The organism is Leclercia sp. LTM14 (assembly GCF_023736175.1).
Lineage (GTDB): Bacteria > Pseudomonadota > Gammaproteobacteria > Enterobacterales > Enterobacteriaceae > Enterobacter > Enterobacter barmai.
Genome location: NZ_JAIKTT010000003.1, coordinates 147,385 through 166,125 on the forward strand (window position 1 = coordinate 147,385; position 18,741 = coordinate 166,125).

At 59.2% G+C, this 18,741-nt stretch carries 18 protein-coding genes; 6 read left to right on the forward strand and 12 right to left on the reverse strand.

The window, feature by feature from the left end:
- Nucleotides 1-195: 195 nt before the first annotated feature.
- The 5 genes from treR to nrdG all read left to right on the forward strand — a co-directional run bounded on the left by treR (nt 196) and on the right by nrdG (nt 7,580).
- Nucleotides 196-1,143: a trehalose operon repressor TreR gene (treR, locus tag K5I40_RS09595; RefSeq protein ID WP_223074438.1), complete on the forward strand. Its 948-nt coding sequence runs from the start codon at nt 196-198 to the stop codon at nt 1,141-1,143.
- A 130-nt stretch (nt 1,144-1,273) separates the two neighbouring features.
- A complete protein-coding gene (gene treB, locus K5I40_RS09600; protein WP_223074439.1) occupies nt 1,274-2,692 on the forward strand; it encodes a PTS trehalose transporter subunit IIBC in 1,419 nt (472 codons plus the stop codon).
- Nucleotides 2,693-2,741: 49 nt separating this feature from the next.
- Nucleotides 2,742-4,397, forward strand: a complete 1,656-nt coding sequence (gene treC, locus K5I40_RS09605) for an alpha,alpha-phosphotrehalase (protein WP_223074440.1) — start codon at nt 2,742-2,744, stop codon at nt 4,395-4,397.
- A gap of 372 nt (nt 4,398-4,769) precedes the next feature.
- Nucleotides 4,770-6,908 (forward strand): anaerobic ribonucleoside-triphosphate reductase, encoded by a 2,139-nt coding sequence (nrdD, locus tag K5I40_RS09610; protein WP_223074441.1) that lies wholly within the window; start codon nt 4,770-4,772, stop codon nt 6,906-6,908.
- A 207-nt stretch (nt 6,909-7,115) separates the two neighbouring features.
- The gene (nrdG, locus tag K5I40_RS09615) at nt 7,116-7,580 is read left to right on the forward strand and encodes an anaerobic ribonucleoside-triphosphate reductase-activating protein (protein WP_223074442.1); all 465 of its coding nucleotides are present in this window, start codon (nt 7,116-7,118) and stop codon (nt 7,578-7,580) included.
- Between the two features lie 2 nt (nt 7,581-7,582).
- On the opposite strand, the gene K5I40_RS09620 is transcribed toward nrdG, so the two are convergent.
- The 10 genes from K5I40_RS09620 to K5I40_RS09665 all read right to left on the reverse strand — a co-directional run bounded on the left by K5I40_RS09620 (nt 7,583) and on the right by K5I40_RS09665 (nt 16,177).
- Nucleotides 7,583-9,493, reverse strand: a complete 1,911-nt coding sequence (locus tag K5I40_RS09620) for a transcription antiterminator (protein WP_223074443.1) — start codon at nt 9,491-9,493, stop codon at nt 7,583-7,585.
- A gap of 19 nt (nt 9,494-9,512) precedes the next feature.
- Nucleotides 9,513-10,601 (reverse strand): lactonase family protein, encoded by a 1,089-nt coding sequence (locus K5I40_RS09625; protein WP_223074444.1) that lies wholly within the window; start codon nt 10,599-10,601, stop codon nt 9,513-9,515.
- Nucleotides 10,602-10,694: 93 nt separating this feature from the next.
- Complete coding sequence (locus K5I40_RS09630; protein ID WP_138370111.1) at nt 10,695-11,435, reverse strand: 2-dehydro-3-deoxy-phosphogluconate aldolase; 741 nt, start codon at nt 11,433-11,435, stop codon at nt 10,695-10,697.
- Complete coding sequence (locus K5I40_RS09635) at nt 11,432-12,550, reverse strand: DgaE family pyridoxal phosphate-dependent ammonia lyase (protein WP_223074445.1); 1,119 nt, start codon at nt 12,548-12,550, stop codon at nt 11,432-11,434. The genes K5I40_RS09630 and K5I40_RS09635 overlap by 4 nt, the downstream gene beginning before the upstream one ends.
- A complete protein-coding gene (locus tag K5I40_RS09640) occupies nt 12,534-13,667 on the reverse strand; it encodes an amidohydrolase/deacetylase family metallohydrolase (RefSeq protein ID WP_223074446.1) in 1,134 nt (377 codons plus the stop codon). The genes K5I40_RS09635 and K5I40_RS09640 overlap by 17 nt, the downstream gene beginning before the upstream one ends.
- A gap of 42 nt (nt 13,668-13,709) precedes the next feature.
- On the reverse strand, nt 13,710-14,351 hold the full coding sequence (locus K5I40_RS09645) for a DUF4310 family protein (RefSeq protein WP_039030608.1): 642 nt from the start codon (nt 14,349-14,351) through the stop codon (nt 13,710-13,712).
- A 13-nt stretch (nt 14,352-14,364) separates the two neighbouring features.
- Nucleotides 14,365-15,141, reverse strand: a complete 777-nt coding sequence (locus K5I40_RS09650; RefSeq protein WP_223074447.1) for a DUF4311 domain-containing protein — start codon at nt 15,139-15,141, stop codon at nt 14,365-14,367.
- Between the two features lie 22 nt (nt 15,142-15,163).
- Nucleotides 15,164-15,463 (reverse strand): DUF4312 family protein, encoded by a 300-nt coding sequence (locus K5I40_RS09655; RefSeq protein ID WP_006810338.1) that lies wholly within the window; start codon nt 15,461-15,463, stop codon nt 15,164-15,166.
- A gap of 2 nt (nt 15,464-15,465) precedes the next feature.
- Nucleotides 15,466-15,828 carry an SFCGS family glycine-rich protein gene (locus K5I40_RS09660; protein WP_032616243.1) on the reverse strand — a complete coding sequence of 121 codons (363 nt, stop codon included), beginning with the start codon at nt 15,826-15,828 and terminating at the stop codon, nt 15,466-15,468.
- Between the two features lie 10 nt (nt 15,829-15,838).
- Nucleotides 15,839-16,177, reverse strand: a complete 339-nt coding sequence (locus K5I40_RS09665) for a glycine dehydrogenase (RefSeq protein ID WP_223074448.1) — start codon at nt 16,175-16,177, stop codon at nt 15,839-15,841.
- Nucleotides 16,178-16,628: 451 nt separating this feature from the next.
- On the opposite strand from K5I40_RS09665, the gene K5I40_RS09670 reads away from it, so the two are divergent.
- Nucleotides 16,629-16,751 carry a Hok/Gef family protein gene (locus K5I40_RS09670; protein ID WP_231568143.1) on the forward strand — a complete coding sequence of 41 codons (123 nt, stop codon included), beginning with the start codon at nt 16,629-16,631 and terminating at the stop codon, nt 16,749-16,751.
- A gap of 68 nt (nt 16,752-16,819) precedes the next feature.
- Here the strand turns inward: K5I40_RS09670 and cybC are convergent, their stop codons facing one another.
- Nucleotides 16,820-17,203 (reverse strand): cytochrome b562, encoded by a 384-nt coding sequence (gene cybC, locus K5I40_RS09675; RefSeq protein ID WP_039030613.1) that lies wholly within the window; start codon nt 17,201-17,203, stop codon nt 16,820-16,822.
- A gap of 160 nt (nt 17,204-17,363) precedes the next feature.
- On the reverse strand, nt 17,364-18,716 hold the full coding sequence (pmbA, locus tag K5I40_RS09680) for a metalloprotease PmbA (protein WP_039030614.1): 1,353 nt from the start codon (nt 18,714-18,716) through the stop codon (nt 17,364-17,366).
- Nucleotides 18,717-18,741 lie beyond the last annotated feature (25 nt).

The window sequence follows — 18,741 nt, forward strand, 5'->3', positions numbered from 1 at the left end:
ATACGGCCTCCGGTAAGTAAAAAAGGTAAGTCGGCGCGCAGTATAATGTTTTAACCATACCGTGAGTGACAATTCGGGCGGTATGATACCGCCCTGGCATTAAACCAAACGTAAACCAGACATTGCCCATTGCACATCGCGATACCCGATTTAGGCTTACTGATTATTTCATTGATGCATAACAGGATATAAAGCATGCAGAACCGCCTCACCATTAAAGACATTGCCCGTCTGAGCGGCGTGGGTAAATCCACCGTCTCGCGGGTGCTGAATAACGAAAGTGGTGTCAGCCAGCGCACGCGCGAGCGCGTCGAGGCGGTAATGGATCAGCACGGCTTTTCCCCTTCCCGCTCGGCGCGCGCCATGCGTGGCCAGAGCGACAAGGTGGTGGCAATCATCGTCACCCGTCTGGATTCGCTGTCGGAAAACCTGGCCGTCCAGACCATGCTGCCCGCCTTCTACGAACAGGGCTACGATCCGATCATGATGGAGAGTAAGTTCTCGCCGCAGATGGTGGAAGAGCATCTCGGGATGCTCAAGCGCCGCAATATCGACGGCGTGGTGCTGTTTGGCTTTACCGGCATCAGTGAAGAGATGCTCACCCCGTGGCAGTCCTCGCTGGTGCTGCTGGCGCGCGATGCCCGCGGGTTTGCCTCGGTATGCTATGACGATGAAGGGGCTATTCACATTCTGATGCAGCGCCTGTATGAGAGCGGCCATCGCCATATCAGCTATCTTGGCGTGCCCCACAGCGACGTCACCACCGGCCAGCGCCGCCATGCTGCGTATCTGGAATTCTGCAAACAACACGCGCTGCCTGCGGTCGCTGCCCTACCTGGTCTGGGGATGAAACAGGGCTATGAGAAGGTAGCCGACGTGCTGACCCCGCAGACCACCGCACTGGTCTGCGCTACGGATACTCTGGCTCTGGGCGCAAGTAAGTACTTACAAGAGCAGCGCATCGACAGCCTGCAGCTGGCGAGCGTGGGCAACACGCCGCTGATGAAGTTCCTGCATCCGGAGATCATCACCGTCGATCCCGGCTACGCCGACTCCGGCCGCCAGGCCGCTATGCAGTTGATCGAGCAGATCAACGGCCGCAGCAAACCACGCCAGATCGTCATTCCCGCCACCCTTTCCTGAGCGTCAAAAGACGCTTTATTGTGATCCTCGCCCGATTTCGGGAACGTTCCCATTTTCGTTAATTGAGGTTAAGAGTAGGCTTGCCACCAGTTATCTTCCTCCCCCTGAACGAGTGTCATGAGGTTTCATGATGAGCAAAGTAAAACAAACGGATATCGACCAGCTGATCGTGCTGGTTGGCGGACGTGACAATATCGCCACGGTCAGCCACTGCATTACCCGCCTGCGTTTTGTGTTAAACGACCCGGCCAAAGCCGACCCGAAAGCCATCGAAGAGCTGTCGATGGTGAAAGGTTGCTTCACCAACGCCGGACAGTTCCAGGTCGTCATCGGCACCGAAGTGGGCGACTACTACAAGGCATTACTGGCGACCACCGGCCACTCCTCGGCTGATAAAGAGCAGGCCAAAAAAGCGGCGCGCCAGAACATGAAGTGGCATGAACAGCTCATTTCACATTTCGCGGAGATTTTCTTCCCGCTGCTGCCGGCGCTGATCAGCGGGGGCCTGATCCTCGGCTTCCGTAACGTGATTGGCGATGTGCCGATGAGCGACGGCAAAACCCTGGCCCAGATGTATCCGGCTCTACAGAGCATCTATGACTTCCTGTGGCTGATTGGCGAGGCCATCTTCTTCTATCTGCCGGTGGGCATCTGCTGGTCGGCGGTGCGCAAAATGGGCGGTACCCCGATCCTGGGTATCGTGCTGGGCGTAACGCTGGTCTCTCCGCAGTTAATGAACGCTTACTTACTTGGGCAGCAGGTGCCTGAAGTGTGGAACTTCGGCCTGTTTACCATCGCCAAAGTGGGCTATCAGGCGCAGGTGATCCCGGCCCTGCTGGCTGGCCTGGCGCTGGGGATGATTGAAACCCGCCTCAAGCGCATGGTGCCGGACTACCTCTATCTGGTGGTGGTGCCGGTCTGCTCCCTGATCCTCGCGGTGTTCCTCGCCCACGCCTTTATCGGTCCGTTTGGCCGCATGATTGGCGACGGCGTTGCTTACGCGGTGCGTCACCTGATGACCGGCAGCTTCGCCCCGATTGGCGCCGCGCTGTTTGGCTTCCTGTATGCCCCGCTGGTGATCACCGGCGTGCATCAGACCACCCTGGCCATTGATATGCAGATGATCCAGAGCCTCGGCGGTACCCCGGTGTGGCCGCTGATTGCCCTGTCGAACATTGCCCAGGCCTCGGCGGTCACCGGCATCATTATCGTCAGCCGCAAGCATAACGAGCGTGAAATCTCGGTTCCGGCGGCCATCTCCGCCTACCTCGGGGTCACCGAACCGGCGATGTACGGTATCAACCTGAAGTACCGCTTCCCGATGCTGTGCGCGATGATCGGCTCCGGGCTGGCGGGCCTGCTGTGCGGACTGAACGGCGTGATGGCCAACGGCATTGGCGTCGGCGGCCTGCCGGGCATCCTTTCCATCCAGCCGGCCTTCTGGCAGGTATTCTCCCTGGCAATGGCCGTAGCGATCGTCGTCCCGATGGCGCTGACCACCGTTGTCTATCAGCGCAAGTACCGTCAGGGCGCGTTACAGGCGGTTTAATCTTCTTCGGGGCGCAGTTGCGCCCCCTTCGCATTTGCAGGAACGCATGATGAATACCCTTCCTCACTGGTGGCAAAACGGCGTCATCTATCAGATCTACCCGAAGAGCTTCCAGGACACCACCGGGCGCGGCACCGGGGATCTGCGCGGCGTGACGTCGCGTCTCGACTACCTCAAAACCCTCGGCGTTGACGCCCTCTGGCTGACGCCGTTCTACATCTCTCCGCAGGTGGATAACGGCTACGACGTGGCGAACTACATCAGCATCGATCCGGCCTACGGCACCCTGGACGACTTCGACGAGCTGGTGGCCGAAGCCCATCGCCGCGGAATGCGCATCGTGCTGGATATGGTGTTTAACCACACCTCCACCCAGCACGCGTGGTTCCGCGAGTCGCTGAACCCGCAAAGCCCGTACCGCGAGTTCTATATCTGGCGCGACGGCACCCCGGAGCAGGCGCCTAATAACTGGCGCTCCAAGTTTGGCGGCAACGCCTGGCGCTGGCATGCCGAGAGCGAGCAGTACTATCTGCACCTCTTTGCCCCGGAACAGGCGGACCTGAACTGGGAGAACCCCGAGGTGCGCGCCGAGCTGAAAAAGGTGTGCGAGTTCTGGGCCGATCGCGGCGTGGACGGCCTGCGCCTCGACGTGATCAACCTGATTTCAAAAGATCAGGATTTCCCGGAAGACAACATCGGCGACGGTCGCCGCTTCTATACCGACGGGCCGCGCATTCACGACTACCTGCAGGAGATGAGCCGGGACGTCTTCATCCCGCGCAACCTGATGACGGTGGGCGAGATGTCCTCTACCAGCCTGGAACACTGCCAGCAGTACGCGGCGCTGGACGGGCGCGAGCTGTCGATGACCTTTAACTTCCACCATCTGAAGGTGGATTATCCCAACGGCGAGAAGTGGACCCTGGCAAAGCCGGACTTTGTGGCGCTGAAAAGCCTGTTCAGCCACTGGCAGCAGGGGATGCACAACCGGGCGTGGAACGCGCTGTTCTGGTGTAACCACGATCAGCCGCGCATCGTCTCGCGCTTCGGCGACGAGGGAGAGTACCGCGTCCCGGCGGCGAAGATGCTGGCGATGGTGCTGCACGGGATGCAGGGCACGCCCTACATCTACCAGGGTGAAGAGATTGGCATGACCAACCCGCACTTCAGCCGCATCACCGATTATCGCGACGTGGAGAGCCACAACATGTTCGCCGAACTGCGCAACCAGGGACGGGATGCCGACGAACTGCTGGCGATCCTCGCAAGTAAGTCCCGGGATAACAGCCGCACGCCGATGCAGTGGGATGCCTCCCCCAACGCCGGATTCACCACCGGCGAGCCGTGGATTGCGCTGGGCGATAACGCAGAGGCGATCAACGTTGACGCGGCGCTGGCCGATCCCGACTCGGTGTTTTACACCTACCGGGCGCTTATCCAGCTGCGTAAAACCCTGCCGGTGCTGACCTGGGGGGATTATCAGGATCTGCTCCCGGATCACCCGTCCCTGTGGTGCTATCGCCGCCAGTGGCAGGGCCAGACGCTAATGGTGGTCGCGAACCTGAGCCGCGAGTGCCAGCCGTGGCAGCCGCATTCGGTGGACGGCAAATGGCAGGTGGCGATGAGCAACTATGCCGAGGTGTCCCGGCAGCCTGGCGCCATGACCCTGCGTCCCTTTGAAGCGGTGTGGTGGCTGCAAAACTGATGTTATCCGCCGGGCAGCGCATCCTTGCCCGGCGCACGCTTTTTTTGGTGGAAAATCAACCAGATTAGCGCTTGAAGAATTTACAAATCCCGGATCGCCCGTCATCTGTACACTTCGTTTTTTACCTTGTCCTGAATCAAATAAATCGCAAACAAGTTTGATGCAAATCACTACATATAGAACTTAGAATGCTCGCCGACCCAAGATGTTGTATTCATCGTCTATTATTGCCACAAGACTTTGCAACCCAGACTGCACCAGTTTGTGGATAAAAAGGGTCGATATCAGGAGAAATCGCGCGCGCGTCGGCAGTTACGGCCCCGACCCTTTTCCCTGCTTCTGTGGATAACCTGTTCTTAAAATGGAGTGATCATGACACCGCATGTGATGAAACGAGATGGCTGTAACGTGCCTTTCAAATCAGAGCGCATCAAGGAAGCGATTCTGCGTGCAGCTAAAGCAGCGGGAGTCGATGACGCAGACTATTGCGCCACCGTCGCAGAAGTCGTCAGCAATCAGATGCATGACCGCAGCAAGGTCGACATCAACGAGATCCAGACCGCGGTGGAAAACCAGCTGATGTCTGGCCCTTACAAGCAGCTGGCGCGCGCCTACATTGAATACCGTCACGACCGGGATATCGAACGTGAAAAACGCGGTCGTCTGAACCAGGAGATCCGTGGCCTGGTCGAACAGACCAACTCCGCGCTGCTCAACGAAAACGCCAACAAAGACAGCAAGGTGATCCCGACCCAGCGCGACCTGCTGGCGGGTATCGTTGCCAAACACTATGCCCGTCAGCACCTGCTGCCGCGCGACGTGGTGCAGGCGCACGAGCGCGGGGATATTCACTATCACGATCTCGACTATTCGCCGTTCTTCCCGATGTTCAACTGCATGCTGATCGACCTGAAAGGCATGCTGACCCACGGCTTTAAGATGGGCAACGCCGAGATTGAGCCGCCAAAATCGATCTCCACCGCCACTGCTGTAACCGCGCAGATCATCGCCCAGGTTGCCAGCCATATTTATGGCGGCACCACCATCAACCGTATCGACGAAGTGCTGGCCCCGTTTGTGACCGCCAGCTTTGACAAGCACCGTCAGGTGGCAGAAGAGTGGCAGATCCCGGATGCGGACGGCTATGCCCGCTCCCGCACCGAGAAAGAGTGCTACGACGCCTTCCAGTCGCTGGAATACGAAGTGAACACCCTGCACACCGCCAACGGCCAGACGCCGTTTGTCACCTTTGGCTTTGGCCTGGGCACCAGCTGGGAGTCGCGCCTGATCCAGCAGTCCATTCTGCGCAACCGTATCTCCGGCCTCGGCAAAAACCGCAAAACCGCGGTGTTCCCGAAGCTGGTGTTCGCCATCCGCGACGGCCTGAACCACAAGTTCGGCGATGCCAACTACGACATCAAGCAGCTGGCGCTGGAGTGTGCGAGCAAGCGCATGTACCCGGACATTCTGAACTATGACCAGGTGGTGAAAGTCACCGGCTCGTTCAAAACGCCAATGGGCTGCCGCAGCTTCCTCGGCGTCTACGAAGATGAAAACGGCGAGCAGATCCACGACGGGCGTAACAACCTGGGCGTCATCAGCCTCAACCTGCCGCGCATCGCGCTGGAAGCCAAAGGCGACGAAGCGGCCTTCTGGAAACTGCTGGACGAGCGTCTGGTGCTGGCGCGTAAAGCGCTGATGACCCGTATCGCCCGTCTGGAAGGGGTCAAGGCCCGCGTCGCGCCAATCCTGTATATGGAAGGGGCCTGCGGTGTGCGTCTGAAGGCCGACGACGATGTGTCTGAGATCTTCAAGAATGGCCGGGCGTCCATTTCGCTGGGCTATATCGGCATCCATGAAACCATTAATACGCTCTGTGGTGACAAGCACATCTATGACAGCGAAGCCCTGCGTGAGAAAGGCATAGCTATCGTGCAGCGCCTTCGCGACGCGGTGGATCGCTGGAAAGACGAAACCGGCTACGGCTTCAGCCTTTACAGCACTCCGAGCGAAAACCTGTGCGACCGCTTCTGCCGCCTGGATACCGCCGAGTTTGGCGTGGTGGAGGGTGTGACCGATAAAGGCTACTACACCAACAGCTTCCACCTCGACGTGGAGAAGAAGGTGAACCCGTACGACAAGATCGATTTCGAAGCGGCCTACCCACCGGTGGCGAGCGGCGGATTTATCTGTTACGGCGAATACCCGAACATCCAGCACAACCTGAAGGCGCTGGAAGACGTGTGGGATTACAGCTATCAGCACGTGCCTTATTACGGCACCAACACGCCAATCGACGAGTGCTACGAGTGCGGCTTTACCGGTGAGTTCGAATGCACCAGCAAAGGCTTCACCTGCCCGAAATGCGGTAACCACGACGCCGCCCGCGTCTCCGTGACCCGCCGCGTGTGCGGTTATCTCGGCAGCCCGGACGCCCGTCCGTTCAACGCCGGTAAGCAGGAAGAGGTGAAGCGCCGGGTTAAGCATTTAGGGAATGGGCAGATCGGGTAATCCCCTCACCCTAACCCTCTCCCCATAGGGGAGAGGGGATCGATCAAGCACTATTGTTGAGCCCGGCACCGGTTTTCTCCCTCTCCCCTGGGGGAGAGGGGATCGAGCTAGCACATTATTGAGCCCGGCACCGGTTTCTCCCTCTCCCTTTCAGGGAGAGGGCCGGGGTGAGGGTCTCAGCGCGCACCGACTCTCTGGACGACTTCTATGCGATACCACCAATACTACCCCGTCGACATCGTCAACGGCCCCGGCACCCGCTGCACTCTGTTTGTCTCGGGCTGCATCCACGAATGCCCCGGCTGCTACAACAAAAGCACCTGGCGGCTGAACTCCGGGATGCCGTTTACCGCAGAGATGGAGCAGCGAATCATCGACGATCTCAACGACACGCGCATTAAACGCCAGGGCATTTCATTATCCGGCGGCGATCCGCTGCATCCGCAAAACGTGCCGGATATCTTAAAACTGGTGCAGCGCATCCGCGCCGAGTGCCCGGGAAAAGATATCTGGATGTGGACCGGCTACAAGCTGGACGAACTGAACGACGCCCAGATGCAGGTGGTGGATCTGATCAACGTGCTGATCGACGGCAAGTTCGTGCAGGATCTGAAAGATCCGATGCTTATCTGGCGCGGCAGCAGTAACCAGGTGGTGCATCATTTGCGTTGAGCTCAAAACCGGCTCAAACACTCCATTGCCACGGATTTAAATTCCGCAAAGTCGTGGCAGCCGCACAGCCGGGTCATCGCCCGTTCGCGCAGGAAGGTGACGAAAATATCGTAGATGGCCATTGCCTCTTCATACTCGCTTTTGCTGATGGCAAGCAGGAAGATGACGTGCGCGGTTTCATCCCCCCACTGGATGCCCTGTGGGGCCAGCACGGTGTAAACCACGGTCTTTTGCGCCAGCAAACCAAGGGAGTGCGGCAGGGCGATACCGTCGCCGAGCAGGGTGCTGACGATGGCCTCACGCTCGACCACTGAGTCGAGAAACTCCGCGTTCACAAACCCCTCCTCCTGCAGCTGGCCGCACAGCTCCTGGAACAGCGTCTGCTGGTCAATGGGTTTTTCAATCACGCGAAAGTGGCTGGCGTCGAAGTACTTTTCCAGCATCCACGGGCGGGTTCTGTCCACCAGCACCAGCTTGCCAATCTGCTCCAGCTGATAGTCGGTTGGGAACGGGGCGATCATCACCACCGGCTTGGCTTTTTCGCCGACGCGCGCGGTGGAAATGACAAAATCTTCGCTGATGCTTTCGCACTGCTCATATTCCCGCAGCGTCAGAACGCTGGTGACCTCGATTTGCGGATACTTGCGCTGCAACACCGCCTCGATCATCCGCACCATGGCGTTGCCCGCGTCGCACACCAGCATCACCCGCGGCTGGCGCTGATAGCCGATGTTGTAGTGGCGCTCCAGCCCGACGCCGATATGCAGCACCAGGAAGCCAATCTCGTTTTCGCTGATCGCATACGGAGTGTATTTGCCCCAGCTGGAGACCGCCGCGAGGGTCATGTCCCAGGCCATCGGGTAGTGCTGCTTGATGTTATCCAGCAGCGGATTGGGGATCATGATCTGGTAGCGCACCCGGGTGATCATGGTCTTAATGTGGGTCAGCAGATCCGCATGCAGCTGGGCGTCGTCGAGCAGGTTGTAGTTATAGTGGGTGTTGATATAGCGCAGGATGTAGTTCACCAGCGCCTCTTCATCATCGGCGTTGATGGCGCTGGGGGAGATCTCCTGCACCTGGCGCGCGGCGATATGGACCCCCAGCCAGGTCACTTCCGACGGTGCCAGCGTTTTATCTGCCAGCCGGGCGATGGCGCTGGCGATATCCCGCGCGGCGTCGCGCACGTTCTCGGCCACCTCTTCAGCGTTAAATTCCGGCAGCGGATAGCCTTCGCTGATGCGCCGCACCGTCACCGCGCCGTAGAGGCGTAAAAACAGCTCGCCCTCATCGGTGAGGCGAATGTGATGGCGGGTAAAGGTCTCATGCAGGACGGCGGCAAGCTGCTCCGGCACGCCCGCATTCAGCGCCACCTCCGTCACCAGCGGGTTGAGATTGTCCTGCTGCGCCAGCTGCCACAGCAGATCGGTCAGGCAGGCGCGGATCGCCATCTCGCTGCCAAACAGCTTCATGCCGTGACGCGGACGGGTCTCCAGGGTCAGGCGGTAGCGGTGAAACCACTCCCGCACCTCCGCCATATCGCTCTGCAGCGTAGCGCGGCTGACGAACCACTCGTCGGCCAGATCTTCCAGCTTGAGGGAGAACGCCGAGGTGAGAAAACGCACCACCAGGTAGTGCACCCGCTCCGGGCCGGTGCGCGGAATACGCAGCATCCGTGGGTGGGAATCCTGCAGCAGCTGATAGCGCGCCGGATCGTCGATCTTCAGCTGGTAGCCGTTCCCGCGGCTGAGGATAAACTGCGCCCCGTTCCCCGCCAGCAGCGCGTTGAGCGCGGTAATGTCCGCCCGGACGGTACGCGTGGATACCGACAACCGCTGCGCCAGTTCATCCTGCGGCAGCGTTTCGTTTTGCAACATCTCGAACAGTTGCGCTAAACGTTGGTTGGGAAATCGCACGGGGTTGTCCTCTTACTGCTCAGGGTGAAATGACCATCTGGGATGGACTGCCTACCGGGGTGTAGTCTGGCTCAAAGCTCAGCCTGCCGTCCTGCGCCACGCGAAAACGGGTGATGTTGTCGCTGCGCTGGTTCATGACGTACAGCCAGCGTCCCTCTTTATCCAGCGTCAGGGTGCGCGGGTAATCGCCCCGCGTCCAGACATCGTCCTGATGGGTCAGGATGCCGTCCGCCGTTACGGTAAAGTGCCCGATGCTGTTATGCAAACGGTTAGCGACATACAGCTGTTTTCCATCGGTGCTTAATGCCAGCCCGGCGGCAAAACTGGTGCCTTTGTAACCTGCCGGCAGCGCGGAGACCGTTTTACCCTCTTTCAGCCTGCCGCTGTTATCCAGCACATAATGGGTCAGCGTAGACGCCTCTTCGTTAATCAGCCACAGGGCATCGCCTTTTGACGTAAAGACGAAATGGCGCGGCCCGGCTCCTTTTGAGGAGGCGCTGATAAACGGCGGATCGTTCGGGATGAGCTTTCCGCTTTGATCGTCAAAACGGTACTGATAAATACGATCCAGACCCAGATCGGTTGAAAAAACGAACTTCCCGCGCGGATCGGCGGCGATCATGTGGGCATGCGGGGCGCTATGCCCGCTGATGGCAAAACTGCCCTCCACGGCGGCTTCCGGTTTTGCCACACCCGGCTCGCCGCTGTCCTGATGGGTATCCGTGGCGTCACCCAGGCTGCCATCCGCGTTGACCGGCAGAACGGCCACCGACCCGCTCCCGTAGTTCGCCACCAGCAGGTAACGTCCGGTAGGGGTCAACGACAGGGATACCGGGCCTGCGCCGCCGGACGCCACCTCGTTCAGCAGATGCAATTCTCCGGCGTCATCAATACGCAACGCCTGGACAACGCCCTGCTCTACTTCGCTTGCCAGATAGAGCGTATTGCCATCCGGCGCAATAGCCAGCTGCGCGGCGTTTGTCAGGGTATGCGCCAGGGTTTTGTTGCTGAGCGCGCCGGTGATGGGGTCGAGGGTAAAGCGGTATAAGCCTTCGCCGTGGGGATGGTAAGTGCCGACCCAGGCGTACTGCTGATGTTGGGTGTGCATGGGGATCCTGAGATTTTTTACTCCCCTCACCCTGACCCTCTCCCCATAGGGGAGAGGGGATGATTACACCGCTGGGGTGAGGGGTGGTTTTTATTACTTAACCAGTTTCTTCGTCATTTCCAGCAGCGTGCGCACGTCTTCCGGACGCGTATCGCCGCTGGCTTTGTCGATGATCGAACTGTAGATATGCGGGATGATCTTGCTCACGCCCGCATCCAGGGCGATCTGCAGGATCTCTTCGTAGTTTTCCAGATCGATGCCGCCGGTCGGCTCCAGCCAGAAATCGTGACGGGCGCAGGCTTCCGCCACCGCTTTGTATTCGTCACGGCACTTCAGGCCGCCCATCGGGAAGTATTTGATCGAGCTGCCGCCGAAATCCTTCAGCAGGGCAATCGCCGTCTCTACAGGGACAATGCCGTCCGGCGACGCGCTGCTCAGCGGGCCGGTGGAGATTTTCACCATGCCGACGGTGCCGGTCGGCGAGACCAGACCGTTGACCACGGACTCGCTCTGCCCCAGCAGCGCGCGGCTGGTCGCCACGCCGGTAAAGACCTGGTTGACGTGCTGCGGCTGTACCTGGCGGGAGATTTCGCTCACCATCGCCGACTGGTTCGGATCGCCCGCGCCCAGGCCCACGGAGAGCGCGTTATCAATAAGCGCGGCATACTCGCGCATATCGGCCACGGCGCTGTCGACGTCCGGGTAGTTTTTGGAGAGCACGCCCACCAGCACATGGCCTTCTGCCGCCTCATAGATGGCGCTGGCATTGGCTTTCGATCCGGCCAGCACGTTCAGGCAGACGCGGTCACGGTAAAAATTGGGGGTCAGTTTCATGCCTTTTTCTCCTGGCCTAATACTTCGCTGATGCGGCGATAGACAATATTCAGTTGGTCGGCGCTGACGCTGCGCACGTCCGCTTCGATGATCCCTTCGTTGGCCTTGTAGCCACGGAAGTAGATGGCGTATTCGCCCTGCTTCAGGGCGTGCACCAGGTCGCCGGTGCCGACGCCGGTGGCGGCTTCGTCGAACTTGATTTCGGTACGGGCGATATCGCGACCGGCGCTGTCCCAGACCACGCGGGCGGTGACGCCGTTCAGGGTGTTGAGCGCGTCAATAAACGGGGTCATCTTCGCCACCATCTCGGCACCGCTCTCTTTGGTGGCCGTCAGGTAGTGTTCGATGGCGCAGGTCAGGCCGAGAATGCCCTCTTTGCCCACCTTCATGGCGCGGCCAATGCCCGCCGTCTGGCGCTTCACCCACTCCACGTACTGGGTCCTGCCGATCACCAGGCCGCTGGTTGGGCCTTCAATGGCCTTCGCGCCGCTGTAAATTACCAGGTCCGCGCCGGAGCGGTAGTAGGTATGCAGATCCTCTTCCGCCGCCGCATCGACGATCAGCGGCAGGTCGTGCTTACGTGCCACCACGGCCGCCTGCTCCACGCTGAGCATGCTCTTCTGCACGCAGTGGTGAGATTTGATGTAGAGGATCGCCGCCGTGCGCGGAGTGATCGCCGCCGCCAGCTGATCGGCGGAGCATTCGTTGGCATAGCCCGCTTCCACCAGTTTGCCGCCGCCCAGCGCCACCATGGTGCCGACCGGGGCACCAAAGTTGACGTTATGGCCCTTCGGCAGGACGATCTCGTTGTTCTCAATCGGGGTGACGTGCAGGTTTTCCAGCAGCCAGTCGCTGTCTTTTACCAGCACGGCCGCCACCGACTGGGCGATGCCCGCCGAGGCGCAGGAGACGACGGTCGCCCCTTCCACATCCAGCAGTTTCGCGATGTATTCGCCGGTTTTGTTCACCAGATCCTTCATCTCGAAGTACTGGTTCATGCCGTCCATTGCCGCCTGCACCACTTCCGGGCGCGGGGTGGAGACGCCGAGCGCGGTCATGCGTCCGGAGGTATTGATCACCTGCTTTAAGTTGTACTTCTCATAAATCGAAGGCATGTTCCTTGCTCCCTTGTTCGGTCATGTAGCCCTTGCCCGCGCGGATCGCGGCAAGCGGCACCAGAATGTGTTCAGCCTGCAGGCTGTCGTTTTCGGCATCCACCAGCACCGTCGGCTGGCGCTTAAGGGTGAACAGCGTCAGGTCGGCATCGAGCCCCGGCTGAATGCGCCCTTTCTGCGCCAGGCGCAGGCCGTCGGCGGCGTTGGCGGTCACGCACTCAATCACCTGCGGCAGCGACATGCCGATGGCGAGGAATTTCGACATCACGCTTGCCAGCGAGCCCACCGGACCGTTGATGCGGTTGCGGCAGTAGATATCCGAGCTGATGGTGTGCGGCAGAATGCCCATCGCGATGGCGCGTTTCGCCACTTCAAAGCTGAAGCTCGCCGTGCCGTGGCCCACGTCCAGACGCACGCCGCGCTTCAGGGCGGAGGTGATGGAAGCGCGCAGTTCGCCGGATGGCGTCAGAATGCGGTTCGGTTTGCCGTTGTAGCAGTGGGTAATGATGTCCCCGGAACTCAGCAGGTCGGCAATCTCATCGAGGTTCGGCGGGTTGTTGCCGATGTGGACCATCAGCGGCAGGTCGCCGTTCTCTTTCTGGATGGTTTTGGCGCGCTCCAGCGGCGTAATGCCGTTCTCGCCCACCACGCTGCTGCTCATGCGCGCTTTCAGGCCGACGATAAAATTCGGGTGGCGTTGTACCGCCTGCTTCACCGCGTCGGCGTCGATGTTGGCCATGTTGGCCAGCTCGTTCTGGGCAATCAGCCCCACGCGGGAGATGTTCAGCAGGGCAAAGACCTCGGTGGAGGCTTTGCGGGTGATGGCGTAGAAATCGTCCACGTCGTCCGCCCCGGTGCTGCCCGCGTCCACCACGGAGGTGACGCCGGTGGCGATGCCGACGCTGTCCGGCTCGTCGTGGTAAATCGGCGAGTTCGGGTAGCAGTGGACGTGGGAGTCGATCCAGCCTGCGCTGACGTAAGTGTCGCCGTTGAGCTCAACGGTGCGGTGGGCGGGATCGGTGATGTCGCCCGTCGCCGCGATCTTCCCGTCCTGAATGGCGATATCGGTCAGGGTATCGTCGGTGAGGCGCGCACGGCGCAGGAGTAAATCAAACATGGGGTTCTCCTGATAAGTCGGGCGCCTGAGCGCCCGCGGGTATTAAAGGGCGACCGGGAACAGCCAACCCAACAGCATTGCACCGAGGATGGCACCGCCGGTGATCGGCTTCTGCCAGATATAGAACAGCAGTGCGCCCGCCAGCGAACCAATGCCGATAGGAATCGACGCGGTCATCGCGCTGAGGATAATCAACGGCCCGAGGAAGCGGCCGGAGGCGTTACCGGCCCCCATCATCACGTCTGCACCGTAGGTGGAGTTGCTCTGGTTGATGGTGAACTTACGCGCCAGGATGATGACGTAACCAATCGCCAGGCCAATCACCAGGCCGGTTGCCAGCGAGGCGGCAAAGTTGGTCACCGGGAACATGATGCCCGCGCCCAGCAGCAGCGCCGGAACGCCTAAGCCCACGCCGGTCTGGATCGCGCCGCCGATATCGAGGATCCCCACCAGCGAACCTTCGATAATACGGGCGAACAGGAAGCTGGCGCCAAACGCCGCCACCGCGCCGTAAGCCCCGGTATCGATCCCCGCTTTCAGCATCGCCACGAAGGCCACTTCGTTAAAAGCACCGATGCCGTAGAGGTAGTACATGTGCGTCCCGGCGAACACGCCGGAGGAGAGCAGGCCAACGAAGATCGGGAACGACCAGTCGGCATACCAAAAACCTTTATTCTGTTCCATTTAGAGGCTCCTGTTACTTGCCGCTGAGCGAGTTGTGGATCATGTCGAGCCAGTTCGGCACGGTCAGATGGAAGGATTCAATCATCTTCATGTCGAAGCCGCGGAAGAAGCCGCTCAGCACGAACAGCAGAACGATGGCCGCCATCATCACTTTGGTGACGTGGTTCCAGCCGCTCTCTTCCACGCCTTTGCCGATCAGGATGCCCAGCACCAGACCCGGTACGGCGTTACCCATAATCAGCTGCGCCGCGCCGCCAAAGACGGTAGCCCAGAAGCCCGATTTTTTGCCCGCGTCGATGGCCGCCAGCCAGAAGATCACCGGCATCACGGTGTTGACCAGCAGGTTAGCCGCCGGCACCAGCACCTTAACGGCGGTCACCTGCAGCGCGGCCGGAACGGACGAGGCGGTAAGGTTCAGGAAGGTGACGACAATCATGCCGATCACGCCGCAGGCAATCGCCATGCGCTTAGGATCGTGCAGGGTCTCGCCGACGTTGCGGTTTTTGATCATCAATGCCGCAGCACCCCAGTTAGGGATGATGCGGTGGTCAACGTCCTGGGTGAAGGAACCCGCCGCCACTGACGACGCCCAGGCGTTAAAGAAGAAGCCTAATCCAAAGGAGAAGTGGGACGCCGGATCCCCTTCACAGGAGTTCAGCTCCCCCAACGTACGAAACGCGCCCATACCTTGTGTGGTAGGCGCATGAAACATGCGTGCAGCCCCGGCACCAACGCCGACGCCAACCAGGCCGCCGATGATGAGCGATTTTATTAAAATTATCAGGAACATTATTCTGCCCTATTAGTAAGAATCAGCGTTGCGTGACAAAGTCCACCTGGTCGAGATTGATGGCAGTCACGTTGACGGTCACGTCCAGCTCCACGCTGTAGGTGCGTCTTTCCCGGCGCAAAAAGAAGAACAGAAACGCCTCTTTACGCACCGCTTCTTGCGCCTGAACAACCTGCACATCCTGTGGCTCAATACGCAGTAAGATATGCGGCGATGCTTTCATCACCGCGGCCTGAACGTGGTTCAGCGCGTCGGCAAAGGCGCGCGCTTTGGCGTCACCTTTGCCTTTCACTCTCACCGTGGTGGTGAACTGTTCTTTCATGCTTATGCGCCGTGCTTCTTCTGCCACGCCTGAACCAGACGCTCGCCCAGCTCTTCTTTATCCATAAAGCCAAAGCCCAGCACGTTGCAGCCTTCGTTGATGGCGGTCACGCCCTCTTCCACCGAACGCATGCCGTACTTCGCTTTGTAGCCATATTTGGTCTGGGCGGTGATGGCACCTGCGCCGCCGCTGCCGCAGAAAGAGATACCGAAGGTGGCGTTTTCCGCTTTCATCACGTCGCCGAGCTTCATATCCGCCGCCATGCCAGGCACCACGACCGCGCGGCCACCTGCTTTTTCAACCCCTGCTGCAACCTTCTGGCCTTTGCCCAGGCGATCGCCGATGACAACTGTAATTTGTTCCATGATGTGCTCCTTAAAGGTTGTCTTTTGCGACTTCGAAGTGAACGGAGAGCAGCCAGGCCTCTTCATCAGGAAGATTGCCAAACTGCGCGACCACTTCACGGGCAAGCCGCATGGATTCTGGTGAAATTTCGTCAAACAGGTCAGCTTCGACCTCCGGCAAGGGTTCGCCGGTAACTGACCGGTGCGCCATGGCGCGAACGTGGGAGGTCAGCATCTGCTCCTGAACGGCATTGGGGATAATGTTGTTATGACTAAGCAGCGCGAAAGTCTGCCTGAGCATGCTGTCGGCGAGCTGTTCAGTTTGTGCCGCCTGGTCTCCAGTGTCGTTTATTACCGTTCCGTTAATCACTCGTCTTACCCCGTTATTGGCTCTGGGATAAAACTAACGCCGGCTGTTATGGGTTTGTAGCGAGTTGTTTTCCACTTCGAAGTGGAAAGGAGAGCGGCACCAGTGATCTGTGCCACATAATTGCCCTGAATAATGATTTTGAGCTGGATTTACGTGACGAATATCACGCATCTGAACGGCGAATACGGCGTTCTGGAAGTGAAAAAGTTTACGAGCAGACTCGTAGAAATGTGAGCTGGATAAGGTTTTCTTATGCGGATTGGGTAGAGTGGCCGTGGGTGCTTGAGACTGACCGTCTCTTGCATGGGACGGAAAGTGGAAAGCCCCGCCTGACTAAAAATCAGGGCGGGGGCTCGAAACGACACGTACCGACCGTGGAGTTCGCTACCTCGCCCGCTTTTAAAGCAAGGAGGCATCCATGAAACGCAGAGATCCCAGTATCGGGGTTTTGATGATTATTTCTTTGACAATAATCATCTTAACTCTGGTGACGCGGAAAACGCTGTGCGAGATCCGTTTTCGAAACGGTTCGCTTGAAGTGATTGCGCAAATGGAGTGTCGCTCCGGATCGTAGGGGCAAACAGGCGGAGGCGTTTAGTGCGCCTCCGCACACGGGGACAGGGCGTAAGGCTCAGGCACCCATTAACGGTATTTTTTGTGATAGGTGTTACGCGTGGTGACAAACCCGTCGGCTGCCGCCTGGGCCTCTTTCACTTTGCCTTCGTTCGCCAGCTTCAGTGCGCCGTCGATCTGGCCGACCAGCGTCTCAAGACCGTGGCGGAAATCTTTCATCTCCGGGCTGTCTTCCGCTTTACCTTCCAGCTTCGGCGGGGTCTCTTTCTGCGCATCCACCGCCGCAGTACGCATTTTGGTTAACGCCTCTTTCATCTCTCCGGCATTATCGGTTTTTTGCACCACCTTCAGGTTTTCGCTGAGGGTGTCCATATTGTCTTCCAGGTCGGCAAAGACCGACGTACTCATTACCAGCGATGACGCTGCGAGGATAGCTAACAGGGTTTTACGCATTGCTCACTTCCTTTTTTTATTATGAAAAAACGACCGATACCCTAAATAATTCGCGTTGCAGGAAGGCGGCAAGCGCGTGAATCCCCAGGAGCTTACATAAGTAAGTGACTGGGGTGAACGCGCGCAGCCAACGCATCTGCAGCGTGAAGTATGACGGGTATTACTGACCGGCGATCTTCATCTCCGGTAACAGTACGGATCCGCACTGAATATTACTGCGCGTCTCGATATCGTTGCCCACGGTCACGATATTGCGCCACATATCCTTTAAGTTACCGGCGATGGTAATTTCGCTCACCGGATACTGAATCTCACCGTTTTCCACCCAGAAGCCAGACGCCCCGCGCGAGTAGTCGCCGGTCACGCCGCTGACGCCCTGGCCCATCAACTCGGTCACCACCAGTCCGGTGCCCATCTCTTTAAGCATCTGCTCAAAGCTCAGGCCACGGCCCGGAATGCGCCAGTTGTGGATCCCGCCCGCATGGCCGGTGCTCTTAAGCCCCAGTTTGCGCGCGGAGTAGCTGGTCAGCAGCCACTGAGTCAGGATGCCGTCTTTGATGATATCGCGACGTTCCGTGCGCACGCCTTCGCTGTCGAACGGCGTGGAGGCCAGCCCTTTCAGCAGGTGCGGGTGCTCTTCAATGGTCAGCCACTCCGGCAGGATCTGCGTGCCCAGCGCATCGAGGAGGAAGGTAGATTTACGGTACACCGCTCCACCCGCAATGGCGCCCACCAGATGTCCGAACAGCCCGGTCGCCACTTCATTGGCGAAGATCACCGGTGCTTTCATGGTAGACAGTTTTCGCGGAGCGAGGCGGGATAATGTGCGTTTTGCGCACTCCATCCCAACCCACTCAGGCGACTGCAAATCGCCCATCGCGCGGCCAATGGTGTAGGCGTAGTCGCGCTCCATGTCGCCGTTCTCTTCCGCAATCACGCAGCTGGAGAGCGAGTGACGGGTTGAGCTGTAGCCCTGCAGCATGCCGTGGCTGTTGCCGAAGACTTTGATGCCGTAGTGGCTGTTGAAGCTGCCGCCTTCGGTGTTGGTGATGCGCTTATCGGCGTTAAGGGAGGCCTGTTCCGCGCGGGCCGCAAACTCAATGGCTTCGTCCGGGGTCACTTCCGCCGGGTGGAACAGATCCAGATCCGGGGCCTCGAAAGCCAACAATTCCCGATCTGCGACGCCAGCGTAAGGGTCCGCAGAGGTGTAGCTGGCGATATCCAGCGCCGCCTGCACGGTGCGGGCAATAGCGTCCGGACTTAAGTCGGTCGAGGAGGCGCTGCCTTTACGGTTCTGGTGATAAACAGTAATCCCTAACGCGCCATCGCTATTAAATTCAACGGTTTCCACTTCACCATAGCGGGTGCTGACGCTCAGGCCGGTGGTCTTGCTGACGGCGACTTCTGCCCCGTCGGATTTCGCTGACGCCAGCTCCAGGGCCATGGAGACGGCCTCTTCCAGTGCTTTACGCTGCGCTGCAACTTGTGAGATCACTTTCATCGTAAATGCCATAATGTAAGGTGTAGTTAGCTGAAGT

Excerpts from the sequence above, each read along its gene's own strand:
- K5I40_RS09650 (WP_223074447.1), bottom strand. The coding sequence starts at position 15,141 with ATGTTCCTGATAATTTTAATAAAATCGCTCATCATCGGCGGCCTGGTT.
- cybC (WP_039030613.1), bottom strand. The coding sequence starts at position 17,203 with ATGCGTAAAACCCTGTTAGCTATCCTCGCAGCGTCATCGCTGGTAATG.
- treC (WP_223074440.1), top strand. The coding sequence starts at position 2,742 with ATGAATACCCTTCCTCACTGGTGGCAAAACGGCGTCATCTATCAGATC.
- K5I40_RS09670 (WP_231568143.1), top strand. The coding sequence starts at position 16,629 with ATGATTATTTCTTTGACAATAATCATCTTAACTCTGGTGACGCGGAAA.
- K5I40_RS09625 (WP_223074444.1), bottom strand. The coding sequence starts at position 10,601 with ATGCACACCCAACATCAGCAGTACGCCTGGGTCGGCACTTACCATCCC.
- nrdG (WP_223074442.1), top strand. The coding sequence starts at position 7,116 with ATGCGATACCACCAATACTACCCCGTCGACATCGTCAACGGCCCCGGC.
- nrdD (WP_223074441.1), top strand. The coding sequence starts at position 4,770 with ATGACACCGCATGTGATGAAACGAGATGGCTGTAACGTGCCTTTCAAA.
- K5I40_RS09640 (WP_223074446.1), bottom strand. The coding sequence starts at position 13,667 with ATGTTTGATTTACTCCTGCGCCGTGCGCGCCTCACCGACGATACCCTG.
- pmbA (WP_039030614.1), bottom strand. The coding sequence starts at position 18,716 with ATGGCATTTACGATGAAAGTGATCTCACAAGTTGCAGCGCAGCGTAAA.
- K5I40_RS09635 (WP_223074445.1), bottom strand. The coding sequence starts at position 12,550 with ATGCCTTCGATTTATGAGAAGTACAACTTAAAGCAGGTGATCAATACC.
- K5I40_RS09660 (WP_032616243.1), bottom strand. The coding sequence starts at position 15,828 with ATGGAACAAATTACAGTTGTCATCGGCGATCGCCTGGGCAAAGGCCAG.
- K5I40_RS09655 (WP_006810338.1), bottom strand. The coding sequence starts at position 15,463 with ATGAAAGAACAGTTCACCACCACGGTGAGAGTGAAAGGCAAAGGTGAC.
- treR (WP_223074438.1), top strand. The coding sequence starts at position 196 with ATGCAGAACCGCCTCACCATTAAAGACATTGCCCGTCTGAGCGGCGTG.
- treB (WP_223074439.1), top strand. The coding sequence starts at position 1,274 with ATGAGCAAAGTAAAACAAACGGATATCGACCAGCTGATCGTGCTGGTT.
- K5I40_RS09645 (WP_039030608.1), bottom strand. The coding sequence starts at position 14,351 with ATGGAACAGAATAAAGGTTTTTGGTATGCCGACTGGTCGTTCCCGATC.
- K5I40_RS09630 (WP_138370111.1), bottom strand. The coding sequence starts at position 11,435 with ATGAAACTGACCCCCAATTTTTACCGTGACCGCGTCTGCCTGAACGTG.